The organism is Streptosporangium amethystogenes (genome assembly GCF_000721075.1).
Classification (GTDB): Bacteria; Actinomycetota; Actinomycetes; order Streptosporangiales; family Streptosporangiaceae; genus Streptosporangium; species Streptosporangium amethystogenes.
Map to the genome: position 1 here is coordinate 40691 of NZ_JOEQ01000001.1, position 23515 is coordinate 64205.

At 70.0% G+C, this 23515-nt stretch carries 20 protein-coding genes, 2 tRNA genes and 1 riboswitch; of the genes, 5 read left to right on the forward strand and 17 right to left on the reverse strand.

The window, feature by feature from the left end:
• Nucleotides 1-101: 101 nt before the first annotated feature.
• Complete coding sequence (locus IG98_RS50020; protein ID WP_157594086.1) at nt 102-530, reverse strand: hypothetical protein; 429 nt, start codon at nt 528-530, stop codon at nt 102-104.
• A gap of 81 nt (nt 531-611) precedes the next feature.
• Here IG98_RS50020 and IG98_RS0100190 point away from each other — a divergent pair, with 81 nt between their 5' ends.
• Nucleotides 612-1361 (forward strand): neutral zinc metallopeptidase, encoded by a 750-nt coding sequence (locus IG98_RS0100190; protein WP_157594088.1) that lies wholly within the window; start codon nt 612-614, stop codon nt 1359-1361.
• A gap of 213 nt (nt 1362-1574) precedes the next feature.
• Here IG98_RS0100190 and IG98_RS0100195 read toward each other — a convergent pair whose 3' ends face one another.
• Together IG98_RS0100195 and IG98_RS0100200 are read right to left on the reverse strand one after the other, a co-directional pair.
• Nucleotides 1575-2000, reverse strand: a complete 426-nt coding sequence (locus IG98_RS0100195; protein ID WP_084195045.1) for a cellulose binding domain-containing protein — start codon at nt 1998-2000, stop codon at nt 1575-1577.
• A gap of 396 nt (nt 2001-2396) precedes the next feature.
• Nucleotides 2397-2470 (reverse strand) — tRNA-Ile (locus tag IG98_RS0100200).
• 150 nt (nt 2471-2620) lie between these two features.
• On the opposite strand from IG98_RS0100200, the gene galK reads away from it, so the two are divergent.
• A complete protein-coding gene (gene galK, locus IG98_RS0100205) occupies nt 2621-3739 on the forward strand; it encodes a galactokinase (RefSeq protein ID WP_030903826.1) in 1119 nt (372 codons plus the stop codon).
• Between the two features lie 31 nt (nt 3740-3770).
• On the opposite strand, the gene IG98_RS53040 is transcribed toward galK, so the two are convergent.
• Entirely contained in the window at nt 3771-5429 is a 1659-nt protein-coding gene (locus IG98_RS53040) for a methionine--tRNA ligase (protein ID WP_245651345.1), read from the reverse strand.
• Nucleotides 5430-5544: 115 nt separating this feature from the next.
• Complete coding sequence (locus IG98_RS0100215) at nt 5545-6117, reverse strand: MarR family winged helix-turn-helix transcriptional regulator (RefSeq protein WP_051751359.1); 573 nt, start codon at nt 6115-6117, stop codon at nt 5545-5547.
• A gap of 168 nt (nt 6118-6285) precedes the next feature.
• Between IG98_RS0100215 and IG98_RS0100220 the strand changes: the two genes are divergently transcribed.
• On the forward strand, nt 6286-7542 hold the full coding sequence (locus tag IG98_RS0100220) for an MFS transporter (RefSeq protein ID WP_037969079.1): 1257 nt from the start codon (nt 6286-6288) through the stop codon (nt 7540-7542).
• Here IG98_RS0100220 and IG98_RS0100225 read toward each other — a convergent pair.
• The 5 genes from IG98_RS0100225 to IG98_RS0100245 are packed head-to-tail and all read right to left on the reverse strand — an operon-like array spanning nt 7488 to nt 14401.
• Entirely contained in the window at nt 7488-9161 is a 1674-nt protein-coding gene (locus IG98_RS0100225; protein WP_030903836.1) for a dipeptide ABC transporter ATP-binding protein, read from the reverse strand. The two genes, IG98_RS0100220 and IG98_RS0100225, sit on opposite strands and share 55 nt — an antisense overlap.
• Entirely contained in the window at nt 9158-10027 is an 870-nt protein-coding gene (locus IG98_RS0100230) for an ABC transporter permease (protein ID WP_030903838.1), read from the reverse strand. The genes IG98_RS0100225 and IG98_RS0100230 overlap by 4 nt, the downstream gene beginning before the upstream one ends.
• Complete coding sequence (locus tag IG98_RS0100235) at nt 10024-10995, reverse strand: ABC transporter permease (RefSeq protein WP_030903840.1); 972 nt, start codon at nt 10993-10995, stop codon at nt 10024-10026. Before IG98_RS0100235 ends, IG98_RS0100230 begins: the two co-directional genes overlap by 4 nt.
• Nucleotides 10992-12617: an ABC transporter substrate-binding protein gene (locus IG98_RS0100240; protein WP_037969081.1), complete on the reverse strand. Its 1626-nt coding sequence runs from the start codon at nt 12615-12617 to the stop codon at nt 10992-10994. Before IG98_RS0100240 ends, IG98_RS0100235 begins: the two co-directional genes overlap by 4 nt.
• Nucleotides 12618-12643: 26 nt before the next feature.
• Nucleotides 12644-14401 (reverse strand): FAD/NAD(P)-binding protein, encoded by a 1758-nt coding sequence (locus tag IG98_RS0100245; RefSeq protein ID WP_030903844.1) that lies wholly within the window; start codon nt 14399-14401, stop codon nt 12644-12646.
• Between the two features lie 125 nt (nt 14402-14526).
• Nucleotides 14527-14639: riboswitch (SAM riboswitch) on the reverse strand.
• Nucleotides 14640-14691: 52 nt separating this feature from the next.
• Here IG98_RS0100245 and IG98_RS0100250 point away from each other — a divergent pair.
• Entirely contained in the window at nt 14692-15228 is a 537-nt protein-coding gene (locus IG98_RS0100250) for a DUF402 domain-containing protein (RefSeq protein WP_030903847.1), read from the forward strand.
• On the opposite strand, the gene IG98_RS0100255 is transcribed toward IG98_RS0100250, so the two are convergent.
• The 3 genes from IG98_RS0100255 to IG98_RS0100265 all read right to left on the reverse strand — a co-directional run bounded on the left by IG98_RS0100255 (nt 15229) and on the right by IG98_RS0100265 (nt 17735).
• Complete coding sequence (locus IG98_RS0100255) at nt 15229-16002, reverse strand: enoyl-CoA hydratase-related protein (protein WP_030903849.1); 774 nt, start codon at nt 16000-16002, stop codon at nt 15229-15231.
• Between the two features lie 190 nt (nt 16003-16192).
• Nucleotides 16193-17386, reverse strand: coding sequence for a nitric oxide synthase oxygenase (locus IG98_RS0100260; protein ID WP_245651346.1), 1194 nt, complete (start codon nt 17384-17386; stop codon nt 16193-16195).
• 273 nt (nt 17387-17659) lie between these two features.
• Nucleotides 17660-17735, reverse strand: a tRNA-Asn gene (locus tag IG98_RS0100265).
• A 172-nt stretch (nt 17736-17907) separates the two neighbouring features.
• Here IG98_RS0100265 and IG98_RS0100270 point away from each other — a divergent pair.
• Nucleotides 17908-18216, forward strand: a complete 309-nt coding sequence (locus IG98_RS0100270) for a hypothetical protein (RefSeq protein ID WP_030903855.1) — start codon at nt 17908-17910, stop codon at nt 18214-18216.
• A gap of 90 nt (nt 18217-18306) precedes the next feature.
• Here IG98_RS0100270 and IG98_RS0100275 read toward each other — a convergent pair whose 3' ends face one another.
• The 4 genes from IG98_RS0100275 to dnaG form a co-directional block, all read right to left on the reverse strand.
• Nucleotides 18307-18768 carry a hypothetical protein gene (locus tag IG98_RS0100275; RefSeq protein WP_030903858.1) on the reverse strand — a complete coding sequence of 154 codons (462 nt, stop codon included), beginning with the start codon at nt 18766-18768 and terminating at the stop codon, nt 18307-18309.
• Nucleotides 18769-18843: 75 nt separating this feature from the next.
• On the reverse strand, nt 18844-20142 hold the full coding sequence (locus IG98_RS0100280) for an MGH1-like glycoside hydrolase domain-containing protein (RefSeq protein WP_030903862.1): 1299 nt from the start codon (nt 20140-20142) through the stop codon (nt 18844-18846).
• A gap of 123 nt (nt 20143-20265) precedes the next feature.
• The gene (gene rpoD / locus IG98_RS0100285; RefSeq protein WP_030903864.1) at nt 20266-21402 is read right to left on the reverse strand and encodes an RNA polymerase sigma factor RpoD; all 1137 of its coding nucleotides are present in this window, start codon (nt 21400-21402) and stop codon (nt 20266-20268) included.
• Between the two features lie 152 nt (nt 21403-21554).
• A complete protein-coding gene (gene dnaG, locus IG98_RS0100290) occupies nt 21555-23405 on the reverse strand; it encodes a DNA primase (protein WP_030903866.1) in 1851 nt (616 codons plus the stop codon).
• Between the last annotated feature and the right edge of the window lie 110 nt (nt 23406-23515).

Genomic DNA, 23515 nt, shown 5'->3' on the forward strand with positions numbered 1-23515 from the left:
CCGAGAGTTCATCGGCTACCCGCAGATCTATCGACCAAGCTCTTCTGAGTTGGCGTCGGGCGGAACCGACACCGGCAGCTCGTTCATCCGTACGGCGATCCTCAAACCCGGTCGAGCAAGCGACCGAAGACGGTGAGATTCGCGCACTCCAGCGAGTATCCGTACGAGATCTCGTTCTCACCGTTGTTCACGTATTTGGGAAACGTCCGCATGTTGGAGCTGTGGAAGAACTTCTCAGGGAGAGTCACCCCCGAGAGCGTACGTAGATCATCCAAGTTTACCCAGGGTGGGACGACCACGGCGATCGTCTGCCGCCGAAGCCTCTTACGGTTGAGGTAGACGACCTGGCGTCGGCCGGGATGAACAAGTTCAATTTTACTCTTGGTGGCATGCGCAGGCTGAAAGCCGTGCTCACCCGCCAGTGCTACCAGGCGTTCTTCCAGATCCCCCGCCCACGTACCAGCTCCCGAGTCGGGCCAGGGAGCGGGGAAGAAACGAAATAACCCAGCGGGAGGAATCGACCCGATCATGATCGAATTCTACGACGCCCGATCGGAACGCGCGCCGAAAGAGGCGCTTCACAGGTGACATTCACCCTACGATCATGCTTCATGATGATTCGCACATTGGCGGCCACTGCCGGAGCCTTCGCCCTGGTGTTTACCGGTACGGCCGCCGCATCCGCCGGTCCCATCGTCGGAGCCCCCGAGCTGACCCACAACCCGCTCTACAAGCAGGGCAGCCTCCCCTCGGTCTCCTGCAAGGCGACCAAGGGCACCACAAAGGCCTCCACCACGAAGTACCTCAACAAGGTCGTCGGCTGTCTGAACTCCGCCTGGCGCAAGACCATCAAGGACTTCGTCCCGGCGGGAGTGGATATCGAGGCCAAGGTCGAGGACGGTCTTTGCCTCACCGGTCTGCAGGTGTCCGGCTCCTTCGCCGCCCACTGCCACCGCTCCATCCAGATACAGCTGGGTTCCGACTGGATCGAAGCCAAGTCCGACCAGGCCATCCTCGTCGAGGTCACCCGGGCCTATGCCGTGTTCATCCAGGGCCAGACCGGCATCGGCGCGGCGTGGTGGGCGCTGCCGGCCGGCGGGGAGAACCAGGACGACGGTGACGAGCAGATGCACCGCTACTACCTGCAGGCCGACTGCCTGGGCGGAATCTCCATGAGGAGCCTGGGGCACTCGGCCAGGAACTGGAAGCCCCTCCTCACCGCCGAGACGCCGAAGGAGTACGCCAGGTTCAACTGGTACGGCAAGCCCGCCAACCGCCTCCACTGGTTCGAGCAGGGCTACGCCTCGAAGAAGCCGGGCGCCTGCAACACCTGGAAGGCTCCTGCCTCGAAGGTCGCCTGACTTCCGCCGACTCGTCTCGGGGGACGAGTACGGCCGGGATGGCTCCGCCCGGTGGATCCCGCCGCATTGGGCACGATGAACCTGTTGAGGTTGTCAGCTCGCCCAGCGCACTACGGCCTCCGGCGTCGGCCACCTCACCTTCTCCATCGACGTCGCACCGGACTTCCCGGACTGTATTGAACTGTGCGTAAGAGCCACATCCGTACCCGAGGGTTACTGGACGGGAGTGCAGGTCACGACCGGGACGGGGACCGCGGAAGCCCCTCGTTGAATGAAGGCCTGCTGGACCGCGGCGTTCGGCTTCACAGGATTCCACGACCCGTTGCTGTGCACGGTGACATCGGCCCCCGACTGGTCCATCCGGCCGGCCAGAGAGACGGTGACCTTCTGGTCGCCCGGCCACGTCCAGTTCAGCCGCCACTCGTTGATGGTCGAGGTGCCGGTGTTCCTGATCGACATCTCCACCATGTTGTCGGTCACCTGGTCCCCGTTCTCCTGGTAGGACCAGGAGTTGACCTCCTGGTACCTCGCCTCGCACGCGGAGGCCCTGGCCGTCTCGGCGGCCGCGGCCCCTGGGATCGCGACGGCCACCGGTACCAGGATCACCGCGGCCAGGGCGCCCACCCGTCCACTTCGCATGTTCGAACTCCTCCCCGTCCAGATTTACAGAGTTTTCTACCGAATCCTTATAGTTTCGGTCAAGGAGTACACCGACCTGGCTATACCACCTCTGCATTCTTTACTGACACTTGACCCTGGAACCGCCAGACCAGGTGAGATCACCCCTCGATCACGACCGCAGCGTGATCTTTTCCTCTGAAGGCAGCCGTGTGGATATGGACGGGGTGCGTCTCCGCGTCGAGGGGCCGTCCAGCGATCTGGCGTCAAGCCACTCGACGTGGTCTACGGCAAGCCGCTGCGGCCTCGAACAGTTCCCCCGCGGGAGGGATCAACCACAAACGGCCGAACACGAAAAAGGCGCCCCCCAACCGCGAACACGCGGTTGAGGGGCGCTTTTCGTGTGATCACAAGGGGTAGGGCGGGCGGGACTCGAACCCGCGACCCAGGGATTATGAGTCCCCTGCTCTAACCGGCTGAGCTACCGCCCCTCGTGCACGCCGTACTGCGGCATTCAACCAAACGTGGGCGCCGTTCGCACACTTGCCGGGCGGGACGGGTTCAAGATGTGACCTTTGACGGAACCTGGCTCCGGGAGACTCGCTACCCTGACGGTGGACCTTGTTGAGGAGTGTTGGATCATGCGCGTTGTTGAAGCTTTCCGGGAATCGTACGGAGCGGAGCCCGTCGGAGTGTGGCACGCGCCGGGGCGGGTCAACCTGATCGGGGAGCATACCGACTACAACGACGGATTCGTGCTGCCGTTCGCGGTGCCGTGGGGGGTGACCGCGGCGATCTCACCGCGTGAGGACGAGGTGGTCCGGCTGCGGTCGTTGCAGGTGGACGAGCCGGTCACGCTCGCGACGCTCGACCAGGCCGAGGGCTGGACCCGCTACGTGGCCGGGGTGTTCTGGGTGCTCCGCGAGGCCGGGCACCAGGTCGGGGGCGCGGACGTGGTGATCGACGGGGACGTGCCCCAGGGGGCGGGGCTGTCGTCGAGCGCGGCGCTTGAGGTGGTCGTCGGTACGGCGCTGAACGAGCTGTACGAGCTCGGCCTCACCAAGATGGAGATCGCGCTGACCGCACAGAAGGCCGAGAACGACTTCGTGGGCATGCCGTGCGGGATCATGGACCAGGCGGCCTCGGCCCTCGCGGAGGAGGGAAAGGCGCTGTTCATGGACTGCCGGAGCCTCAGTACCAGGAGCATCCCGTTCGACCTGGCGAGCCACGGCCTCCAGTTGCTCATCATCAACACCGGGGTGCGTCACGAGCTCCCCGACGGGCAGTACGCCCGCCGCCGCCGTGACTGCGAGAACGCCGCGAAGCACCTGGGCCTCGACGCGCTGCGCGACGTCACCGACCTGGGTGGCGCCCTCGCCAGGCTGAGCGGCGACGAACGCAGGCGTACCCAGCACGTGGTGACGGAGAACCACCGGGTCGAGGCGGTGATCGGACTGCTGCGGGCCGGGGCGGTACGGGAGATCGGCGCCCTGCTGAACGCCTCCCACCTGTCGCTGCGCGATCAGTTCGAGGTGTCCTGTGCCGAGTTGGACGTGGCCGTGGAGTCGGCGGTCAAGGGCGGTGCCCGGGGGGCTCGGATGACCGGCGGCGGGTTCGGCGGCTCGGCGATCGCACTGGTCACCGACGAGCGGGTGGAGTCCGTACGGGAGACCGTTACCCGCGCCTACGCCGAGCGTGGCTGGGCCGCGCCGGAGATCTATCCGGCGACCCCGGCTGCGGGAGCACGGCGACTGGTCTGAACGACCCGCCTGATGGCTTCCGGCGCCCGTTTCACCCGCCGGCTCTTCCCGCGGTGACGGGGCTCGGGTGGGATGAGAGTACTGATGACGCGCGGGCCGGGGCGGGGCCCCGAGGGCGGTGGTGCGGAAAGAGCGGGACCGGGTCGGCGAGCCGCTCTCCCCGGCACTGGCCGGCGATCCGCACCGAGGCGTCCGGGAGGAAGGGGGCCAGCAGGTCCGCCAGTTCCCGGCAGGTGGCGACCAGGGTGCCGAGGACCGCGTCGAGCCGGGGCGAGCCCTCGCGGGCGAGGCGCCACGGCTCGACGCGGTTGACGTACCGGTTGGCCTCCTCGGCGACCGCGTAGACGGCGGCGGTGGCCGCGCGGAAGTCGAACGCCTCCAGGGCCTCGATCACCAGGCCTCGGGCCTGACCTCTGACCTCGTCCAGAGCCGTCTCGCGCGCCTCGGGCACGATCCCGTCCCGGTAGCGGTGGACCATGCTGACCACCCGGTTGACGAGGTTGCCCAGCCCGTCGGCCAGCTCGCCGTCGTGACGGGCGATGAGCCGCCTCGCGGTGAAGTCGACGTCGCCGACCCTGGGCACCTCCCGCAGCAGCCACCACCTGACCGCGTCCACGCCGTACGCCTCGACGAGCCCGATCGGGTCGACGGCCGAGAGATCGGTTCCCGCGAGGCCACCACCGGAGCGGCCGGAGACATCGAGGCTCCCCGAAGCACCGGGACAGACCTCGGCGGAGGCGCCACCCACAGCGCTGAGGACACCCGGGGCGCCCTGCCCGCCGCCCACACCGGAGAGGGCCGATTTGCTGATCTTCCGGCCGTCCACGGTCAGGTAGTCGTGGACCAGGATGTCCGTCGGCGGCACCTCCCCCGCCGACAGCAGCATCGCCGGCCAGTAGACCGCGTGGAAGCGCAGGACGCCCTTGCCGAGCACGTGGATCCGCCGGTCGGCACCGGACCACCAGTGGCCGTGCTCTCCCTTCGCGTAGTCCAGCGCGGTCAGGTAGTTGCCGAGCGCGTCCCACCACACGTAGATCACCTGCCCGGGATCGCCCGGCACCGGGATGCCCCAGCCGCGCGCCCGCGCCTGGGAGCGGGAGACACTGAAGTCGGACAGCCCCGCGGCGATGAAGGCCAGGATCTCGTTGCGGCGCTCGGCGGGCTCGACGCGAATGCGACCGCTGTCGATCAGGCCGTACAGCTCGTCGCGGTAGCGGGACAGACGGAAGAACCAGTTCTCCTCGGACACGCGCTGGAGCGGGGCGTCGTGCTCGGGACACTGCTCGTCGGACGGATAGAACTGCTCGCAGCCGACGCAGTAGAGGCCCTCGTAGTGCCTGCGGTACAGGTCCGCGGAGCAGGCCCGCCAGAACCGCTCGACGCCGGACCGGTGCCGGGGGTCGGCGCTGGTACGGATGAAGTCGTCGCAGGAGAGTGAGAGCGGTCCCGCCAGCCGGGCGAACTCGGCGGCGTTGCGGTCGACGAGATCCCGTACGGCGATCCCCTCGGCCTCGGCGGCCCGCACGTTCTTGAGCGAGTTGTCGTCGGTGCCCGTCTGGAACCTGACCTCGTCGCCGAGCAGGCGGTGGTGCCTGGCGAGCACGTCCGCCTGAACGAGCTCCAGGGCGAAGCCCAGGTGGGGGCGGGCGTTGACGTACGGGATGGTGGTGGTGAGCAGGATTCGGGACATCGGAACCTCCGCTGGAGCCCGAAAACAGATCGAGGCCCCGTTTCAGGGCCTCAAGAAGACGTCAGGTGACCCCGGCTGCGGGGAAGCGCATCAGCAGGAAGGTCATGCTCTCATGCTAACCATCCGTTCCCCGGTTCGACATGCGGTTTTCCGTGTCCGAGCCTGACGGCCAGTCGGGCATGAGCGGCGGTCCGTCCGCCTCCGCCGCGCGGACCATCCGGCGCAGCAGGTCGTCGAGGAGCTCGCGGTCGCCGGGGTCGAGCGGGGCGAGCAGGGCCTGCTCCTCCAGACCGCCGTCGTCCATCCGCTCCTGCCAGATCGCGCGCCCGGCCGGGGTCAGCGCGACGAGCAGGCGGCGGCGGTCGCCGGGGTCGGGCACGCGGTCGACGTAGCCGGACTGCTCCAGCCGGTCGAGCCGGTTGGTCATGGTGGCCGGGTGGGTGTCGAGCCACTCGGCCAGCAGCGACGGGGTCGCCCGGTAGGGCGGCCCGGCCGCGACCAGATGGTGCAGGACCTGGAACTCCCAGTGCTTGAGTCCTCCGGCGGCCAGCCATCTGTCCTTGGTGCGCCTGAGCACTTTCACGAGCATCTGCATGCGCGTGAAGATCCCCTCGATCTGCGGGTCGAGGTCGGACAGCTCACGGGACCAGTGCGCGATGTGCCGATCGACGGAGTCAGGCTCTGACATGCCCACAGGGTAACGCGGCCCCGCAGCGGCGACCGGCCTCGGTCCTGACGGGCCGGTACGCCAAGGCCTCCTCGTCATCGCGGCGGACACCCGCGACACCACGCGGCGCTCCGTCGGCCCATCATTTATACGGATGCATATATTTCGATTTCGTAGTAACTTCGCCCCATGACCCCCCTGCGAGCCTCCTGGGTCCCCTTACGGGACCCCCGCTTCCGCCTGCTGTGGGCCGGCCAGACCCTGTCGAGCCTCGGCGACTCCGTCACCTCGGTGGCCCTCGCACTGGCGATCGCCACCGCGACCGGCTCGGTCACCGACCTCGGGGTGGTACTGGCCGCCCAGTCGATCGCCATGGTGGCGCTGATGCTGCCCGGCGGCGTCTGGGCCGACCGGCTGCCGCGCCGCCGCGTGATGATCGGCGCGGATCTGGTCCGCGGCCTCGCCCACGCCGCCATGGGCGTCGAACTGGTCACCGGCACCGTCGACATCGTCCACCTGGCCGCACTGGCCGCGGTCTCCGGCGCCGGTTCCGCGTTCTTCCTGCCCGCCACGACCGGTCTGGTGCCCGCCACCGTGGCGGCCGAGCACCTTCCCGGGGCCAACGCGCTCATGGCGATCGCCCAGCGCGGGTCCGTACTGCTCGGACCGGGGATCGCCACCGCCCTCGCGCTGACCGCCGGCCCCGGCTGGGCGCTGCTGCTGGACGCCGCGACCTTCACCGCCAGCGCGGTGCTGCTCGGCCGCCTCCGGCTCGGGCCGATCCCGCCCGTGCCGCACGAACGGTTCCTCGGGCAGCTCGCCGAGGGCTGGGCGCTGCTGCGCCGCCACCGGTGGTACTGGACGAACCTCATCGGCCACTCGCTGTGGAACCTGGCCCGCTGCGCCATGATCACGATCGGACCGGTGATCGCCGTCACGAGCCTCGGCGGTGAGCTCGCCTGGGGCACGATCGTGCAGGGCGGCACGGTCGGTGCCCTCTGCGGCGCGCTGGTGGCACTCCGGGCGAGGCCCCGGCGCCCCCTGGTAGTGGCCAACCTCGCGCTCGCGCTCGGCGCGCTCCCGCTGGCCCTGCTCGCCGCCGGCGCGCCCGCGCTCGCCGTCGCCGTGGCTTTCGGGCTGGCGACCGGCGGTCTGGCGTTCATGTCCCCGCTCTGGGAGACCGCCGTGCAACAGCACATCCCCGCCGAGGCGATCTCACGGGTGTCCGCCTACGACTGGCTGCTCTCCATCGGGCTGACGCCGCTCGGCATGGCCCTGGCCGGGCCGCTGGCCGGCGCGGTGGGCGCGGCGGCCACCCTCTACGGGGCGGCGGCGCTGCTGGCCGTCTCCTGCCTGGGCGTCCTGCTCCTGCCCGACATCCGCAATCTTGGTCAGGGTCCGGCGGAGACCGGCTTGGGCACCGCGCCGAGCAGCTCGCGGGTGTAGTCGTGCTCGGGCAGGAAGAACACCTCATCCACGTACCCGTCCTCCACGACCTGCCCGGAGCGCATGACCAGCACCCGGTCCGCGACGTGGTGGACCACCCCCAGATCGTGCGAGATGAAGATCATCGCGGTTCCGTCCGCCGCCTGGATCTCCGCGAGCAGATCGAGCACCTGAGCCTGGATCGACACGTCCAGCGCGGAGACCGGCTCGTCGCAGACGAGCACGTCGGGACGGGTGGCCAGCGCCCTGGCGATGGCCACCCGCTGGCGCTGGCCGCCCGACAGGCGCCGGGGATGGTGTCCCGCGACGTCGGCCGGTAGCCCGACCCGGTCGAGCAGCTCGGCCACCCGGTCCTTCCGCCACGAGGCCGGGGCCCCGCGACGGGAACCACTCCCGAAAGGGGCCCCGCGACGGGATCCGCTCCCGGAGGAGGCGCCGCGGAGCGGTTCGGCGACCAGGTGGCCCACCGTGTAGCGGGGGTCGAACGACCCGAGCGGGTTCTGGGAGATCACCTGGATCCGGGACCTGCGGGTGCGTCGTCCCCGCTCGGGGATGCCCGACCAGGGTTCACCGCCCAGCAACACCTCTCCCGAGGCGGGTTCGAGCAGGCCGAGGACGAGCCGGGCCACCGTGGTCTTGCCGGAACCGGACTCCCCCACGATGCCGAGCGTCTCGCCGGGAAAGACCTCGAAGGACACGTCGTCGACCACGGTGCGCGAACCGTACACGGCGGTGAGCCCCGAGGCCTCCAGAATCGGCGCGACGTGGTCCACGGTCCGTTCCGGCAGCGGGGTGCGCAGCGCGATGCCCCCGGCGGCGATGGTGGACAGCCGGGTGCCGCGCGAGATCGCGGAGGGTACGGCCGCGAGCAGCAGCCTGGTGTAGTCGTGCCGGGGCCGCGCCAGCACCCGTCCTGTCTCCCCCTCCTCGACGATCACCCCGTCCTTCATGACCAGTACCCGGTCGGCGATGGCGGAGACCACGGCGAGGTCGTGGCTGATCATGAGCAGTGCGCTCCCGGTGGCCTTGCGGGCGGCGAGCAGACGCAGGATCTGGGCCTGTACGGTGACGTCGAGCGCCGTCGTCGGCTCGTCGGCGATGATCAGTGGCGGGTCTGCGGCGATCGCGGAGGCGATCAGGGCCCGCTGGCGCAGCCCCCCGGACAGCTGGTGGGCGTACTGCCGGGCGCGCACCTCCGGCTCCGGCACCCCGACCGCGTCCAGCAGCTCGATCACCCTTTCCCTCCGGGCCGCACGGGGTACGACATCGTGGGTGGCGAGCGCCTCGGCGATCTCGTCGCCGACGGTGCGGAGCGGGTCCAGCGAGGTCAGCGCGTCCTGGAGCACCAATCCGGCGAACCGGCCGCGCAGCCGCCGCCAGTCGCGGGCGCCGAACCCGAGCGCGTCCCGGCCGTCGACCGTGAACCGGGCGGCGGTGACCGAGGCGCCGGGGCCGGTCAGCCCGACCAGTGTCCTGGCCGTGACGCTCTTGCCCGAACCCGACTCCCCGACGATCGCCACGCACTCGCCCGCCTCGATCGACAGGCTCACTCCCCGTACGGCCTCCACCCCGGCCCGGGGGAAGCCGACCCGCAGGTCCTCGATGTCGATGAGACTCACCGGTCTCTCCCTTCGAAACGGCGCTGCAGGCGGCGCCCGACGAGTGTCAGGCTGATGACGGTCAGAGTGACGGAGAGGCCGGGGAAGAGCACGGCCCACCAGGCGACGCGCAGGTAGTCACGGGCCTCCGACAGCATCGAGCCCCACTCGGGGCTGGGCGGCTGCGGCCCCATGCCGAGGAAACTGAGACCGGAGGTGGCGATGATGGCGGTGCCCATGCCGATCGTGGCGAGCACCGGCAGCGGCCCCAGCACGTTGGGCAGCACGTGGCGCGCGACGAGCACCGGCCTGGCCAGGCCGAAGGTGACCGCCTGCTCGACGTAGCCGGAGCGGCGCACCACGAACGTCTGGGCACGGATCACCCGGGCGTAGTTGGGAATCTGTGCGATGCCGATCGCGAGGATCACATTGCCGGTTCCCGGACCGGTGACGGCGATGACCAGCAGAGCGAGCAGCAGCTCCGGGAAGGTGGCCACCACGTCGAACAGGCGGCTGAGCAGTTCGTCGAGGTAGCGGGGGGACAGTCCGGCCAGGACACCCAGCAGGGCGCCCGCCCCGGCTGCCAGGCCGATGGCCGCGGCACCGATGCTCAGCGAGTGCCCGGCACCGTGGACGACGCGCGACAGCACGTCGCGGCCCAGGTGGTCGGTGCCGAACCAGTGTTCGGCGCTCGGCCCGGCGAGCGCGTGCAGCGGGTCGGCTGCCAGCGGGTCGACGCCGGTCAGCAGGCCGGGCGCGACGGCGGCGACCGCGGCCACCGCCAGGAACAGCAGCGGCACCGCCGCCGGCACCCTGAAGGCGTACCGGCGCCGCGCCGGGGCGGGAGCCACGGCCTCGACACCGGGAATCTCGGCGACCGTCGTCATCTGCTCCTCCTCAGGCGGGGGTCGATCGCGAGGTAGGCGAGGTCGACGATCGTGCTGGCCGTCACGTAGGCGAGGGCGGAGATCAGCACGATCGCCATCACCAGGGGCAGGTCCTTGCTGTTCACCGCGCCGACGGTGACCTGGCCAAGCCCGGGGCGGCCGAACACCGCCTCCACGATGATCGCGCCGCCGAGCAGGGCGCCGGTGAACCAGCCGGTGAGGGTGACGGCGGGGAGCAGCGCGTGTCGCAGGGCGTGCCCGGCGACGAGCCGCCACTCGGTGATGCCGCGCGAGCGCGCGGTCACCGCGAACGGCTCCTCCAGCGCGCGTTCCAGGCCCTCGCGGAGCACCTGGCCGAGCACCCCGGCGATCTGCAGGCCGAGCGCCAGTCCCGGCAGTACGAGCGAGACGAACCCCCGGTCACCGGAGACGGGGAACCAGCCGAGGGTGAAGGAGAAGACGGCGAGCAGCAGGATGCCGACGAGGAACGGCGGGACCGAGACGACGGCCAGTTCCGAGAGCCCGACCAGGCCACCGAGCCAGGACCGGCGCCCGGCGGTGGCCAGGGCGAGCACCAGGGCCAGCAGCACCCCGAAGGTCGCGGCGGTGAGCGCGAGCTGGACCGTCGGCCAGATCTGGGAGGCCAGGATCTCCCCCACACCGCGCTGCAGGACGTAGGAGTGGCCCAGGTCGCCCTGGAGGAGGCGGAGCAGGTAGTCGCCGTACTGCTGGAGCGGTGAGCGGTCCAGCCCCCACTCGGCGATGATCTGCGCCCGCCGCTCGGGGGTGTCGAGGCCGTCGCCGATCAGTACGTCGATCGTGTCGCCGGGGGCGAGCATCAGCGCGAGGTAGGCCGCGGTGGCGGCGGCCCAGAGCACGGCGACGCCCGCTCCGAGCCGCCTGGCCGCCGGGCCGAGCCACCCGGCGGCGGCCAGCCCCCGCCGCCGGGTGAGTGTGAGGGGACTCATGTCCCGATCCGGACGTCATAGGCACTGTTGGGGGTGCCGGAGACCGGTTCGAAGGTGATGCCGGTGACACCCGCGCCGTAGGCGATCTGGTCGGCGGGCACGTACAGCGGGAGCAGCAGTGCCTCGTCCGTGACCACGGTCTTCTGCACCTTGGCGTAGAGCTTCTTGCGCTCGGCGAGGTCGGAGGTCGCCGACGCGTCGGTGAGCAGCCTGTCCAGTTCCGCGCTCTCGAACCTCGTACGGTTGATCGCGGCGCCCTTCGGCAGGATCAGGTTGAGCGCCGCCCCGGCATCGGTGTCGCCCCGCGAGTTCTCGAAGATCTCGTACTCGTTCTCGTCGGCGGCCTGCTGCGCGGTGCCCTGGTCCACGAGCTTGACCTGGAAGTCGATGCCCGCGCTCTGCTTGACCGCCGCCTGGACGGCCTGGGCGAGGATGTCACGGCGGTCGCGGACGAACGGCGCGGCGCTGATCGTGCGGACCGTCAGCCGCCTGCCGTCCTTGACCCGGTAGCCCTCGGGGTCGCGTTCGTTCCAGCCGGCCTCGTCGAGCAGCCTGTTGGCCCGCGCCGGGTCGTTGCCGAAGGTGTTCTCCGGCGAGGGGTCGTAGAACTGCGGGCTGCCCTGGCCGATGACGCTCCAGGCTCGCTTGGCGGCGCCCTGGTAGACGGAGTCGAGCACGGCGTCCACGTCGACGGCGTCGCGGAACGCCTCGCGGACCCGCTTGTCGTCGAACGGGGGGCGGGAGACGTTGAAGTAGTAGGAGAACGCGCTGCCGGAGTTGAGGCTGGTCTCCAGCGTCAGCTCCGGGTCGCCCTTGATGAGGCCGATCTCGGTGGCGGGCACGCCCTCGATCACCTGTACCTGCCCGGAGGTGAGCGCGCCGACCCGTACCGCCGCCTCGGGCAGGAAGCGGTAGGTGACCTCGGCCAGGTGTGCCGGCCCCTGGTGGGCGGCGCCGGCGGGCGGCCAGTCGTAGTTCGGGTTGCGCCGGTAGTGGACCTCCTGGCCTGGGGTGAACCGGTCGAGGATGAACGGCCCGGTGCCGACCACGTCGACCCCGCCCGCCTTGAGGTCCTTGGCGTTCTTCAGTGACTTCGGGGAGACCTGACCGGCGAGCGGGGAGGAGAGGAAGTCCAGGAACAGTCCGTCCGGGGCCTTCAGCGTGACCTTCAGGGTGTACGGGGCGCTCACCTCGGCGTGGTCGAAGTTGCGCAGCTGGATGGCGCTGACCGCGGCGTTGTAGCCGGGCGAGACGAGCTGGTCGAGGTTGGCCTTCACCGAGGCGGCGTCGAACCTCTCGCCGTCGTGGAAGGTCACGTCGTCACGGAGCTCGAAGGTGTAGGTCAGACCGTCCTTGGAAACCTGCCAGGAGGTGGCCAGCCACGGCAGGAAATCGCCGTTCCCGCCTCGGGCGATCAACGCGTCGAACTGGTTGTGGACCAGCAGGCGCGCCTTGTTCTGGCCCCACTGGTGCGGGTTGAAGGTGATCGGCTGCGTCTCGACGGCCCAGACGAGCGACCCTCCGTCGCCGCCGGCCGCCACGGTCGGGGCCTCGCTCTCGGCTCCGCACGCCGCCAGCGCCAACACCCCGGCGAGTGTCAGGGCGCCCCATCGCAACTTCACTGTCTTCTCCTTCGAGACCTGGCGGTTCATGCGACGTGCCGTCTTATCTGGGTGCCGACGGCCTCGGACAGGACGATCCGGGCGAGGGCGTCGGCGTGGCGGAAGAGCGGGGCGTTGAGGCGGGGCCTGGCGAAGCCGCCGGTGGCCTGGCCGCCGACGACCCAAGGGCCGAAGGCGAACCTGCGCGAGTGCGGGGCGCCGGACCTGTCGACCAGGCGGCGGTCCGCGGCCCGCACGTTCACCAGTCCCGACTTCTCGTCGAGCTCGCCCCGGTCGCGGAGCGCGCCGATGAGCGGGTCGGTGGCCCGGCTCACGCTGGGCGCGGGCAGCCTGGCCTCCACGAGGGTGGTGGCCGTCACGCCGCCGGGCACGGTGGGGCTCTGCGCCCGCCAGCGCCCGTCGTGATGGTCGACCTTGAGGTCGGCGCCGAGGAAGGTGACCACCCCCGCCCTGGCCAGGGCGCGCAGCTCCGCAAGACGGGGGCCCGGCGGGCCGCTGGCGAGGTGGCTGAAGAACCCGTGGAACCACGGGTCGGAGATGCCCAGCTCGGCCAGGGCCCCGTAGACGGAGAGCAGCCCGAGGATCAGGGCGTGGTCGGCGCTGTGCGCCGGGTCGGCGCGCCGCTCCAGGTCGACCGCGAGGTAGCCGTGCATCCATTTCTGCAACCCCGCCCGGTCGCCGAACCTGATGCCCTCCAGCGGCCGGTCGAGCCGGTCGAAGTCGAGCCGGTCCAGGTGCCGGGGCACGGCCGTACGGATCAGCTTGCGGATGCCCGGGCTGCGCCACTCCTCCTCGGCGAACGCCTCCGCGAACGCCGCCCAGTCCAGCCTGGCGCGCTTGGGGTGGGCGGTGATGAGCTCGTGGTAGTACGCGAAGGCGAGCTCCTTGGCGACCAGCGGCCACACGTCCCGGCGGAAGTTCCACGGGCCCTCGCCCAGTGCCTCGCGGGTGAGGAAGCGCGGCACCGGCGGGCGTGCGCCCTCGAAGGGGTAGCCGGTCTTGGAGTGGTACGGCACGCCGCGCCGCGATCCCACATGCAGCAGGGGTTCTCGCCCGCCGGGCAGGTAGACCAGCTCCCCGTCGTACTCGCGCACGAAGCGGCCGCCCCGGCCCGAGGTGAGCAGCACCATCAGGTCGACGAAGGCCAGCCCCATCCCCCGCACGATCACCGGCTCGCCGGCGGGGATGCCGTCCAGGTCGAGGTCGGCCGCGTATCCGGTGGGCAGGTAGCGCAGCCCGCCGCGCGCGGCCAGGTCGGCCAGCGCCCGTTCCTCCCCGTTCGGGGTCACGTCGCCGTGCCCCTGGGCCAGGATCACCGCGTCGACCTCGATCGTCCGGCCGCCCTCCAGCCGCACCGCCTGGCCGCCGGGGATGTCGGCGAGGTCGACGGCGCGGTCCGGGTGCACGTGCACCCGGACCCCGCGCGGGGCGGTCGCCACCGCGTGCCTGAAGACGTGGGAGAGGTAGCCGTTGTGTGCCGGGCGGGAGGCGAAGGCGCCGGGGTCCCCGCCGAGCCACTCGGCCAGCGTGGGGCCTGGACGGATCGGTCCCTCACAGCGCACCGACTCGTCGGTGAAGAGCGTCACGTCGGCGGCCACGGAGTTCATCCAGAGCAGCTCGGGCTGGTCACGGCGCCAGACGCGGCCGCCGCCCGGCGGGTGGGGGTCGATCACGTGAACGTCGAGTGAGGGCCAGCCGAGCAGGTCGGCGGCGTTGGCGCAGATGCGTTCCACCAGGCAGGTGCCCGTCGGGCCGGCGCCGACGACGGCGATCGAGGCGCTCATACGGCGGCTCTACGGTGCGGCCGGTAGTGGCCGTGGGTGTCGGGGTCGAGGGGGCTCGCGCAGTTCATTGTGCTGGTCTTCGACATGTGGCACTCCCGGACATGTCTCGGTGACCCCGGTGAGGGGGTCCGCGCTTGCGGCACGCCGACCGTGCCGCCAGGTCTCCCCCGGGGGCACCCCGCCGCGGTGCGAGGGTTGCCGGTCAGCCAGCCGGGGCTTCGCACTGACACTCTTAACCTATTTAGAAGGTAGGAAATACATAGATCTCTGTCAAGGCTTAATGTTGGGGAATGTCCTATGAGACGGTGAAAGTGGTCTACCGCAAATACGACGGGTCACTGCACTGGCACCACAGCGGTCTCCTGCTCGGCGAGGACGAGCACGGAGTGTGGACCGGCTGCGCGGCCAACTCCGTCAGCCGCAAGGGCCACGGGCCCGAGGTGGCCTCCCCGCACGCCTTCGTGATGCTCTTCCCCCGCGACGCCTGGTGGACCGCCGCCTTCAACTCCGCCCCGCACAAGCACGAGATCTACTGCGACATCTCCACCGTGCCACGGTGGAGCGACGGCGAGGTCACCATGGTCGACCTGGACCTCGACGTGATCCGGACACGCCGGAACCTGGCGAAGGGCCGCACCACCCGGGTCTTCCTGGACGACGAGGACGAGTTCGAGGAGCACAGGGTCAGGTACGCCTACCCGCCCGAGGTCGTCCGGAGCGCCCGCGCCTCGGCCGCCTGGCTGATGGAGGCCGTCACCGCCCGCACGGCCCCCTTCGACGCCGCCCCGCACTGGCTCACCCTGGTCAGCCGAGATGCGCCGGAGTGACTACAGCGGCGGGAAGCCGGGGGCGCGGCGCTCGACGAAGCTGGCGACGCCCTCGGCGAAGTCCGGCCGGGTGAAGGAGTCGACCATCAGACGCGCCGCGGCCGACTCCGACGCCTCCAGGGTTCGCTGCCAGTCGCCCCAGATCTGCCGCTTGATCACGGCCATCGAGGCCGGAGAGCTGTACGTCGCCAGCTCGTGGGCGTAGGCCAGGGTCTCCTCGATCAGCCGCTCTCCCGGCACCGCCCGGTTGGCCAGACCCAGCTCACAGGCCTCGGCACCGGTGAAGGTGCGCCCGGAGAGCAGCAGGTCCATGGCCCTGGCCTGCCCGGCCAGGCGGGGCAGGATCCACGACAGGCCGTACTCGGCGACCAGGCCGCGCCGGGCGAAGGCGGTGGTCCACTTGGCCTCGGCGGCGGTGAAGACCAGGTCGCAGACCAGGGCATGGACCATGCCGAGCCCGGCGCAGGCGCCGTTGACCGCGGCGATGATCGGCTTGCGGATCGTGGTCGGGAAGGTGTTGGGACGCCGGTCGGGCTCCCCCGCGTACGAACCGTCCTGGATGGCGGTGAGCGTCCGGAAGTCCGCCCCGGCGCAGAAGCCCTTTCCCGCCCCGGTGACCACGATCACCCGGACCTCTGGGTTCTTCTCCGCCTCGGCCAGCCGGTCGAAGTAGCAGCGGCCCATCTCGTCGGTCCAGGCGTTGAGCCGGTCCGGCCGGTTGAACGTCAGCGTCAACACGCCCCGCTCGATCGACGGCAGCACCAGGTCGGCCATCGCCTCTCCCTCCCGGAAGCCCTCGGGGCGCTCCCGCACAGGAGCCCCCCACCCGGAGAGCTACAGAATATCGTTCTACACCTTTTCCCTCCCCGGTGTCAGCAGGTGCGAGCGGACCGAGGAGCGGGCGGTCCGCGGGAGCAGGCCGGGATGCGCCCCACCACGCGGCCGTCGGCACGTTACCTCTGAGTCAACCTCCCGTCGCAGTCCGGTGACCGAGCGCCCGCTCCAGGGAGTCGGCGTGGTGGACGAAGTTCGGCGACAGCCGCCTGTCCTCGTAGTAGCGGTGGAAGACCGGCGTGGCCGAGGCGGACATGGGCGGCACGATCCAGGTCCAGTCCGCGGGGCAGACCCGTCCTGCCCGCTCCTCGCGCTCCAGATGGATCAGGAAGTGCCTGGCCTCGGTGTGGTGGTCCGTCATCGTCACCCCCGCCCGCTCGAAGGAGTGCAGGACCGCCACGTTCAGCTCCACCAGCGCCCGGTCCCGCCAGAGCGAGCGGTCGGTGCCGGTGTTCAGGCCCAGACGCCGGGCGATCAACGGCATCAGGTCGTAGCGGTCGGCGTCGGCCAGGTTGCGGGCGCCGATCTCGGTGCCCATGTACCAGCCGTTGAACGGCGCCGCCCGGTAGCAGACACCGCCGATCTCCAGGCACATGTTCGAGATGGCCGGTACCGCGTGCCAACGCAGCCCCAGTTGCTCGAACCACCGGTGACGGGGGTGCGAAAGCGCGACCTCCAGCACCGCGTCGCCGGGAATCGTGGACAGCAGCGGCGACCCGTCCCCAACCGAGATCGCCAGCGGGAGGACGTCGAAGGGACTTCCGGGGCCGCCGGACCAGCCCAGCTCGCGCAGCATCGCGGTGAAGCCGACGTAGCGGGGATCCCCGACGACCGAACCGTCCGCCATCGCGTACCCGGCGTACCGAATGAGCTGCTCGTTCCAGATCCGCGGTCCCGGCGCCCCCGGCCGGTCCTGGGGGAACACGGTGATGGTCGGGCGGATCCGGCGGCCGGGCGCCGCGTCCCGCAGGTGGTTCACACACTCGACGGCGACGCCCTCGGCCGTGGTGACATGCCGCCGGTCGCGCACCCGCAGCGAGCGCCAGTACAGCCGCCCGATGCATCTGCCGCTGTTGCGCCAGGCCACCCTGGCACCGAAGACCAGCTCACCGCTGGTGTGCGTGTACGTTCCCGTGTCGGCGATCTCCTGCCGGATCTCGCGCAGGCGCTCCCGCAGGACCCCCGCACCGGGATTCTCCGCGTAAAACAGCCGCAGGTAGTCCTCGGCCGCCGCCATCACGTCGGCTGGAGGCACCTCGGGGACCTTGAGGGCCTCGTGGAACGGATCCGGCGCACGCCGCCGGGACCTTCGCCAGGTCAGCACAGAAAAACCACCCATTGTGGCTCACGAGCACGACTGCCGTTCCGGGCGGCGTGGTGCCCTGAACGCGGCGGCCCTTCCCCGCTGCGATCACTGTTGGTCCGCGGCGACCACGCACCGGCTCACTCGTCACGATCGCGGCGACACCGGGCATGGCCTCACTCATTTTCTGTGATTCACCGTGGTTTGTCCGCTGAATCGGGGCATGAGCAGGCCGCCAAACCGGGGCATGAGATGCCAAAAGCCCCGGAAGCTGGGCTTCCGGGGCTCTGACGCTGGCTCCCGCGATAGGACTCGAACCTATAACCTGCCGGTTAACAGCCGGCTGCTCTGCCGATTGAGCTACACGGGATTGCGCTTTGCGCTGGTCGGATCGGGTGTTCCCGTTCCTTGCGGCGCAGGAATAGATTAGCGCACTCCATGGGTGTGTGTCGCATCGATAGTCCGGGGTAGGTGCGAGACGAATGGCTATCCGCAGGTGATCACAGGACAGGGACCGGCGGAACATGCTTGTGGAGGTGGACATGCGTTATCGGTTGATGTTCGGGATCGGCTTCGCGGCCGGCTACATCCTGGGGAGCCGCGCCGGGCGGGAACGTTACGAGCAGATCAAGAGGATGACCCAGCGGGTCATCGACAACCCCACCGTGCAGGAGACAGCCGGCCTGATGGGTGCCAAGGTCTCCAAGGCCACCGGCGTGGCGAGGATCAAGGTGAGCGACGCGGCCAGGAACCGGCTGCCCTTCCTGCAGGCGGCGAACGGCTGGCACGACGAGCACGACGACACGGGCACCGGCTGGCCGGAGAGACAGCGGACCGACACGCCTCACTGATCTTGCCGGTGCCGCCCTGTCGGCACCGGAGGACCCCGTGAAAGGCCCCTTCGGGGGCCTTTCGCGTGTCCCGGCCCCCTCAGCCCCGGCTCAGACGCCGAAGCTCCTGCGGGTCTCCTCAAGCGCCTGCTCCGCGAGAGCGCGCAGCCCGGCGTCGTCCGGGTCAAGACCCGCGTCGAAGACGAACTCCCAGACCAACCGGTCGGCGTCGGCCCTCCTCGCCACCAGCCGCACTCCCCCTCGCGCGTCCAGCGGGACGTAGTGGTTGACCACGATCGAGGCGGTCACCCGCTCCCGTACGGCCTCGGGGATCCTGCCGGGCTCGGGCAGTAGTGCCCGGTACGACCGCCCGTCGGTGGTGACGACGGTCAGTCCCTCCTCGTCCCAGGCGCCACGGTCCACACAGAACCAGGGCAGGCGCTCGCCGCCCAGGTAAAGTGCCCTGTCCGCGGCGATCACGTAACCGCCCGGGCCCTCGGCATAGGTGAGCACCCGGTCACCGGGATCGACGGCCCCGCGGATCTCGGCGGGCAGGCGACGGAAGAGCTTCATCTGAAATCCTCACGGCGTGGACAGGCGCGGCGCGGCAGCGCATGGTTCGGTGTCGTGTCCGGCGATGGCCGCACCTCAACACTCCACGGTATCCGCGAGCAGGTCGAGGGTGAGCGCGGCCGACCAGGAGAAGTCCCGGCTGCCTCGTCCGCTGCCGTCGAAGGGATCGAAGCACTCGCGGAAACCCGCCTGCCGTACGAGGCGCAGGGTCTGCGAGCCCAGCACCCGCACCAACCCCGTCAGGCCGTGCACCGCCGCCGCCCGCCGCAGCAGCCAGTTGGTGTTCACCCAGGACGGCCCGCGCCAGTAGCAGGATCGGTCGAACTGCGGAGCGCGGATCTCACAACTCGGCACCGGGTACCCCGCGGCTCCCATGAAGCTCGCCGACTCCAACGTCCCCACCAGCTCCGCGACCCGGTCGGCCGGCAGCCCCGCATCGAGCATCGGGCCGAAGGAGCCGACCGTGCGGATGGAACTGAGCCGCCCCGCGCGCAGGTCACGGGCGCGGAAGGCACCGTCGGCCCAGAGCCGGTCCAGCAGCGCGGCGCGGATCCGCTCCGCCGCCTCCCGGTACGGACCCGCGTCCGCGCCCGCCACCGGCGCCAGTTCGACGAGTGCCTGGCAGGAGGCGAGCCAGATCCCGTTGAACATTGGGTCCTCGACCGCGAACGGGTGTTCGTCTCTCAGGTAGGCCGGGTCGTAGCCGGAGTCCCGGTAGCCCAGGACCAGCGCCATGTAGCGGTCGTGGTGGCTGTCGGGTTGCCACTGGGAGGGCTCCTCACGCCGGTAGGCGCGGCGGACCGGGGGCAGCGCCTCCAGCGGGGCGTCCCAGACGGGGCTGTCGTCCATCCCCGACTCCCATGGATGCACGATCGCGGCCAGCCCTCCCCCGCCCAGATCCCTGGAGATGGCGAGATAGTCATGCTGGGCGACCAGCATCGGGTAGATCCGCCGTACCAGGGCCACGGCCGTGTCGCGGTCGGCCGCGTGCCGCCACACCCACCACAGGGCCAGTGCCTGCAGTGGCGGCTGGGTCAGCCCGGAGGTGCACACACCGTGGGGAGCGGCCCGGTGCTCCGTCGAGCGCCAGATGGCCGGACCGGGGAAGTAGACCTCCTCGTGGGCGGGCTGGAAGACGATGTGCGGCACCATCCCGGTGTGCCACTGCCCCGCCAGCAGGCTGAGCAGTTCGGTCCCGGCCCTGCGGGTGTCCCAGCGGGCCAGGCCGATCGCGACGAAGGTGGAGTCCCAGTTCCACTGGTGCGGATAGAGGCCCGGCGCGGGCACGGTGGCGGCACCCGTCGAGTTCGCGTCGAGCACGGACCAGGCCTCGCGCCCGAGCGCGGCATCGTCGACCGCCGCTCGCGACTCCATCCGCCCAGTCTGCGCCTGTATCGGCCGGGAGAACAGCCCGCCTTTCCGGACGCGGAAAAAAGGGCCGCGAAACGGCGCGGGCCCCGGGAACCCAGGTTCCCGGGGCCCGCGCCGTATGGCTCCTCAGTCGAGGTAGTCGCGGAGCATCTGCGCCCTCGTCGGGTGGCGTAGCTTGGCGAGGGTCTTCGACTCGATCTGACGGATGCGCTCGCGCGTCACGCCGAACTCCCTGCCGACCTCCTCCAGCGTCCGGGGGTGGCCGTCCGCGAGCCCGAAGCGCAGCTGGATGATGCGCTGTTCACGATCTGAGAGCGTCGCGAGGATGTCGTCGAGCTGGTCCTGCAGCATGATGAAGGCCGCCGCCTCCATCGGGACCACCGCGTCCGCGTCCTCGATGAAGTCACCGAGGTCGGAGTCCTCCTCACCGATGGGTGACTGGAGCGAGACCGGCTCCTGAGCGATCCGCTGGATCTCGATCACCCTGTCGATCGGCAGGTCCATCTCCAGGGCGATCTCCTCCGGCGCGGGCTCGCGGCCGAGGTCCTGGTGGAGCTGGCGCTGGACACGCACCAGCTTGTTGATCGTCTCGACCATGTGCACCGGAATCCGAATGGTGCGCGCCTGGTCCGCGATGGCCCTGGTGATCGCCTGGCGAATCCACCAGGTGGCATATGTGGAGAACTTGTAGCCCTTGGTGTAGTCGAATTTCTCGACCGCCCGGATGAGCCCGAGGTTGCCCTCCTGGATGAGATCCAGGAACAGCATGCCGCGTCCCACATATCTTTTGGCGATTGACACGACCAGTCGCAGATTGGCCTCGATCAGCCGCTGCTTGGCCCGTGTGCCCTGCCAGGCGAGCTCCTTGAACTCCGGGAAGACCAGACGTGAGACGACGCTGGTCAGCTTGTCCTCGGCGAACAGGCCCGCCTCGATGGACTTGGCGAGCTCCACCTCCTCCTCGGCGGTGAGCAGGGGCACCCGGCCGATCTCCCGCAGGTAGATCCGGACGAGATCGCTGGTAGGAGCCCTTTTCCCGATATCCTCCTCATCGGACCGGGTGGGTTCCTCGTCGCTCTGAGGCTCGAGAACCTCCACTCCGTGCTCGGCGAGCATGCGGACGACGCGTTCAAGCGCGTCGGACGGCAGCTCGGACTTGTCGAGAGCGGCGGCCACGTCATCGACCGTGACGCTTCCGCGCTCTCTTCCCTTCGTGACGAGGTCGGCCACCTGGTCTACCGATGGCGGCCCACTTGGCAGCACCGATGCACCCACGGGAGACAGTCTGCTGTATTGGGTCCCCTAAATGGCAGACCTATTTTTGTCACCGAAGGTAAGGCCGCGATCATTATCGAACTGAGACCTTATTCGGGTTTGGTGGAATCGCCTCGCGGATATTAAAGCCAATTACGCGGTCAGCTCGCGGCGGCGCGTTCCCTCAGCACGCGCCGCTGCTGCTCAAGCGCGACCAGTTCCGCGTAGAGCCGCTTGTACTCCTCCGGCTCCTCGACGGGATTGGTCCGCTCCATGCGTGATTTGAGCTGATCGAGCACGCGGGTGACGGTGATCAGTTCGAGTGCCACCAGCAGCCCCGCCGCGTACCGCTCCTCGCTCGTCAGGTCGGCGCGGATCTCCTCGACCGCGAAACGGGTCAGGAGCCCTCTCAGCGAGTCGCTCACGCCGTTCAGCAACCGGTCCACCCACTCCCGCCCGCCGGCTCCGGCCGCCGCCGTGCCGCCCGCGTCGGCGATGAGCTTGTAGAGGGCGAGATGCTCGGGAAGGGTGAACGCCTCTTTGCCCATCACGTCGAACTCCGGGCCGAGCAGCGCGGGACGCTGCACCGCCAGTTTGAGAACCTCGGCCTCGGTCCTGAGTGTGGGATCGGTCAGGTCCGCGACCTTCCTCGGCCTGGCCTTCTGGCGGGGGCCAGGCTGTGCCCGCAGGGACACCTCCATGATCCGGTCCAGCACGAAGCTCTCGTCGTTGAAACCGAGCCAGCGGTCCAGGCTCACCGCGTACAGCTTGCGCAGCCCCTGGTCCTTGATCCGGGCCACGATGGGTGCCGCGGCGTCGAGTCCGGCGAGCCGCCCCTCGTTGGTGCTCGCGTCGTAGCGGGAGATCACGCTGCGAATGGCGAAGGCGAACAGCGGTTCCCTACCGGCGATCAGGTCGCGCACGGCCGCCTCGCCCTGCCTGATGCGCAGGTCGCACGGGTCGAGCCCGTCCGCCTGCACCGCCACGAAGGTCTGGGTGGCGAACTTCTGCTCGTCGGCGAAGGCGCGCAGCGCCGCCTTCTGCCCGGCGGAATCGCCGTCGAAGGTGAAGACCACCTCGCCCTGGGAGCCCGTGTGGTCGAGCAGCAGCCGCCGGAGCACCTTGATGTGCTCCTCGCCGAACGCGGTGCCGCAGGTGGCCACCGCCGTCGGCACGCCCGACAGGTGGCAGGCCATCACGTCGGTGTAGCCCTCGACGATCACGGCCTGGGAGCGCTTGGAGATCTCGCGCTTGGCCAGGTCGACACCATAGAGAACCTCACTCTTCTTATAGAGCGGGCTTTCTGGGGTGTTCAAATACTTCGGTCCGTCTTCGGCGTCGTTCAACTTCCGCGCGCCGAAACCAATGACGTCCCCGGTTATGTCGCGAATGGGCCAGACCAGCCGTCCCCGGAAGCGGTCGATCGGGCCGCGCCGTCCCTCCTTGGCCAGCCCTCCCTTGATCAGCTCCGCGCTGGTGAACCCTCTGGCCATCAGGTGCCGCGAGAGCGCCTCCCACTCGGCCGGGGCGTACCCGACGCCGAAACGCTCGGCGTCGACCCGCTCGAACCCGCGCTCCGACAGGAACCTGCGCCCGATCGCGGCGTCGGGCGCGGACAGCTTCGAGGCGTAGAACTCGGCCGCCGCCCGATGGGCCTCGATCAGGCGGGTGCGCTCGCCCTGCTCGCGTCCCGGGACATATCCGCCCTGCTCGTAGCGGAGCTGGATGCCCGCCCGACCGGCCAGCCGCTCGACCGCCTCGCCGAACGACAGGTGCTCCAGGCGCCGGACGAAGGTGATGACGTCACCGCCCTCGGCGCAGCCGAAGCAGTACCAGTAACCCCGGGTGGGGGTCACGTTGAACGACGGGCTCTTCTCCTCATGAAAGGGGCAGAGCCCTTTCAGGTTGCCGCCGCCCGCGTTGCGGAGCTGGATGTGCTCGCCCACGATGTCGGCGATCGGTGAGCGCTCCCGTACGAGCGCGATGTCCTCGTCACTGATCCGGCCTGCCACGCCGCGAGTCTAGTCCGGCCCCCCGACAGGTCGGAGCAGTCGGCCCGGTCCGCCCCCGGACAGGTGGCAGCGGTGCCGCCGGGACGGGAGGGACAGCAGGAACGATGACT